Origin of the sequence: Comamonas sp. B-9, assembly GCF_000410635.1 — a bacterium.
GTDB lineage: Bacteria > Pseudomonadota > Gammaproteobacteria > Burkholderiales > Burkholderiaceae_C > Comamonas.
The window spans coordinates 1-2,701 of record NZ_APCR01000619.1; the positions used below are offsets into that span (position 1 = coordinate 1).

2 protein-coding genes are annotated in these 2,701 nt (G+C 67.4%); one reads left to right on the top strand and one right to left on the bottom strand.

Annotated features, from left to right (window positions below; all coding sequences use genetic code 11):
* Positions 1-1,406: family 2A encapsulin nanocompartment cargo protein cysteine desulfurase (locus H928_RS0106225; protein ID WP_021025718.1), on the top strand; the 1,406-nt coding region annotated here is incomplete at its 5' end.
* Between the two features lie 70 nt (positions 1,407-1,476).
* Here the strand turns inward: H928_RS0106225 and H928_RS0106230 are convergent.
* Positions 1,477-2,701, bottom strand: a 1,225-nt coding sequence (locus H928_RS0106230) for a protein-disulfide reductase DsbD (RefSeq protein WP_021025719.1), incomplete at its 5' end; no start/stop codon positions are given.

Below are 2,701 nucleotides of genomic sequence, written 5' to 3' on the forward strand. Positions count from 1 at the left end.
TGCGCGGCCCGCGCGCGGCCGATGTGCCGCCGCTGGGCCAGCCCGCGAACCAGCCCCCAGGGCCAGGCGCTGCGCCGCAGTACTACTTTGTGCATGCCGTGCAGCTGCCCAATGGCTTTGTCACGCCGGCCAAGCCGCATCCGCATGCCGATGCGGCGCCTGTGGCTGCGCAGCAGGACCGCCATCCCGGTTTTGATGTCCAGGCAGTGCGGCGCGACTTTCCGATCCTGGCTGAGCGCATCAATGGCAAGCCGCTGGTCTGGCTGGACAATGCGGCCACCACGCACAAGCCGCGCCAGGTGATCGAGCGCATCAGCCATTTCTATGCGCATGAGAACTCGAACATCCACCGCGCGGCCCACACCTTGGCCGCGCGTGCGACCGATGCCTATGAGCATGCGCGTGAGGTGGTGCGGCGCTTCATCAACGCCCCCGAGGCGCGCGAGGTGGTCTTTGTGCGCGGCACCACCGAGGCCATCAACCTGGTGGCCAAGGCCTGGGGCGGGGCCAATGTGGGCGAAGGCGATGAGATCATCATCAGCCACCTGGAGCACCATGCCAACATCGTTCCCTGGCAGCAGCTGGCGGCGGCCAAGGGCGCCCGGCTGCGGGTGATTCCGGTCGACGACCAGGGCCAGATCCGGCTCGATGAGTACCAGAAGCTGATCAACGACCGCACCAAGATCGTCGCCATCGGCCATGTCTCCAACGTGATGGGCACGGTGGTTCCCGTCAAGCAGGTGGTGGAGATCGCCAAACGCCGGGGCATCACCACCTTGATCGATGGCGCGCAGTCGATTGCGCACACCCCTGTCGATGTGCAGGAGCTGGGCGCGGACTTCTTTGTCTTCTCGGGCCACAAGATCTTTGCACCCACCGGCATTGGTGTGCTCTGGGGCCGGCGCGAGGTGCTGGAGGCCATGCCGCCCTGGCAGGGCGGCGGCAACATGATTGCCGATGTGACCTTTGAGAAAACCGTGTACCAGCCCTTGCCCAATACCTTTGAGGCAGGCACCGGCAATATCGCCGATGCGGTGGGTCTGGGCGCGGCGCTGGAGTATGTGGAGCGCATCGGCATTGCGCAGATCAGCCGCTACGAGCATGCACTGGTGGACTATGGCATGGCGCAGCTGGCCAGCATCCCGGGGCTGCGCCTGATCGGCACCGTGCCCGGCAAGGCCAGCGTGCTGGCCTTTACCTTGGAGGGCTACAGCACCGACGAGGTGGGCCAGGCGCTCAATGCCGAAGGCATCGCCGTGCGCACCGGCCACCACTGCGCGCAGCCCATCCTGCGCCGCTTTGGGGTCGAGACCGCCGTGCGGCCCTCGCTGGCCTTCTACAACACCTTTGACGAGGTGGACCAGCTGGTGCGCGAGGTGCGCAAGCTGGCGGCGCAGCGGCGCTGAGCGGGGGGTGTAAGCGTTGCAGAAACGAAAAGCGCCGGGCACAACCGGCGCTTTTCTCATTGGAGAGGTCTTAAAGCTGCGTCACCGCGTCCACCACTTCCTTGACGCTCAGCACTTCGGACAGGATCTGTGGCGCCTTGCCCGGTGCATACAGCACATAGACCGGCACGCCGCTGCGGCCCAGTTGGTTCAGTGCCTGGGTGATCGCAGGGTCCTGGCGCGTCCAGTCGGCGCGCAGCAGGTTCACCTGTTTGCCTTCAAAGGCGGCGAGCACCTGGCTGTCGCTCAAGGTAGTGCGCTTGTTGTACTGGCAGGTGACGCACCAGGCGGCGGTGAAATCGACAAACACCGGCTTGCCCGTGGCATTGAGCTCGCCGACCTTTTGCGCCGACCAGGGCTGCCACAGCGCGCCGCTGGCCTGTTGGCCGGGCGCAGGGGCGGGCGTGGTCAGGTTGTGGCCCATGGCGGTGGCCAGGTAGAGGCCACCGGCCAGTGACAGCACCGCAAAGCCCCAGCGTGCGCGGCCTTGCAGGCCCAGCGCCCAGACGAGCGCGGCCAGCAGCACCAGCAAGGCCAGCAGCGTAGCCGCGCCATCGATGCCGCTTTGCTGGCCCAGCACCCAGACCAGCCAGACCACGGTGGCAAACATCGGAAAGGCCATCGCGCGGCGGAAGGTGTCCATCCAGGCGCCCGGGCGCGGCAGCCAGCGCACCACGGCAGGGATCCAGCTGGCCAGCAGATAGGGTGCGGCCATGCCCAGGCCCAGTGCGGCAAACACCAGCAAGGCCTCGGCAGCGGGCAGGCTGACGGCCAGGCCCATCGATGCGCCCATGAACGGGGCCGTGCAGGGCGAGGCAATGGCCACGGCCAGCACACCGCTCAGGAAGGCATTGGTGATCGGGCTCTTGGCCTGCTTGCCCGCCAGGCTGCTGGGTACAAAGCTGCCAAATTCGAACATGCCCGCCAGGTTGAGGCCAATGACGGTAAAGAGCGCTGCCAGTGCGGCAATGACCAGCGGCGACTGCAGCTGAAAGCCCCAGCCCAGCTGCTGGCCGGCCGAGCGTAGCGCCAGCAGCAGCGCGCCCAGCGCCAGGAAGGACAGCACCACGCCGGCCGTATAGGCCAGGCCGGCATGGCGCTGCTCGCGCAGCTGGCTGCCGTGCGCGGTAAAGCCCAGCACCTTGAGCGCGAGGATCGGGAACACGCAGGGCATCAGGTTCAGGATCAGGCCGCCGACCAGCGCGCCGAGCACGGCCAGCCACAGGCTGCCCGAAGAGGCCGGCGCGGCGGGGGCG